Consider the following 989-nt stretch of genomic DNA (forward strand, 5'->3'; position numbering starts at 1 on the left):
CACTGAGGTTTTCTCAACGAAGATCATTTCCATCGCCGGTTGAGGACCAGAGTCGCACGGGCGATATCGCCGATCCGGCAGGGGCTCAGCGTGACGTGTTTGAGCGCACGCCAGCGCTCCTTGAGTTCGGCTGCGGTGCGTTCACCGAGAGCACGGACGTGCCGCAACAGTGCGTTGTACATCCGCGTGTCCGTGTGCAGAGCTCCTTCGCTCTTTCCGGTGGGGCGTTTGATGGGGGTGTGCACGCCGATACCGGCGCCCTGGTAGCCCTTGTCGGCCAGAACCGGTAGGCCCTGGGCCGCTGCCTTGTACAGGGCCGGCAGGGCGTGGATACGGGCGGCGGTGATGTCGGGGGTGGAGCCGGGCTCGGCATCGGAGACCCACAGTGGGGTGCCATCCGGCGCGGACAGGAACTGGAGGTTACCGCCGAAGGCCTTGTGTTTTTGGCTGAACCACAGGTCGTTGCCGTTCTCACGGACGCCTGTGATGCGGTCGGTGGTGATCAGTGTGCCGTCGAGGATGGTGTGCGCTATGCCTTGGTGCAGGCAGCGGTCCAAGATCTGGTGCAGGTCGGGGGCCTGGTCGGCTAGGACGTCGATGCCTTCGTGTAGGTAGCGGTAGCCGGTGGCCTGGGAGATGTGGGCGTCACGGGCCAGGCAGTGCACGCAGCCGCGTTCACGGAACCAGCGCAGCACCAGGACCGCTTGGCGGAAGGGTCCCAGTGCCCGTGAGCCCTTGGGGGTGGCGATCCGTTGCCGGTGGGCGGCCAGGTGGCGGGCGAGGAACTCGACGAGGTGACGGGGAACATCGAGGGTGGCAGAATAGGTGACCAACGTGAAGCCTCTGGTGGTTGTGGACATGATCTTGTGGTGAGACCTGTCCTACCAGGGGCTTTACGTCTGTTCGCATCCAGGTGTCACTCGTCCTGCCTGCCAGGGATCGCGCGGATCAACTCACTTCACGACGACCATTTCACTGAGAAAACCTCA

1 protein-coding gene is annotated in these 989 nt (G+C 64.0%); it reads right to left on the reverse strand.

All coding sequences use genetic code 11. From position 1 onward, the window contains the following. Positions 1–23: 23 nt before the first annotated feature. The gene (locus D451_RS0126090) at positions 24–833 is read right to left on the reverse strand and encodes a transposase family protein (protein WP_026125382.1); all 810 of its coding nucleotides are present in this window, start codon (positions 831–833) and stop codon (positions 24–26) included. Positions 834–989: the final 156 nt, after the last annotated feature.

Source organism: Nocardiopsis alba DSM 43377 (assembly GCF_000341225.1).
Taxonomy (GTDB): domain Bacteria; phylum Actinomycetota; class Actinomycetes; order Streptosporangiales; family Streptosporangiaceae; genus Nocardiopsis; species Nocardiopsis alba.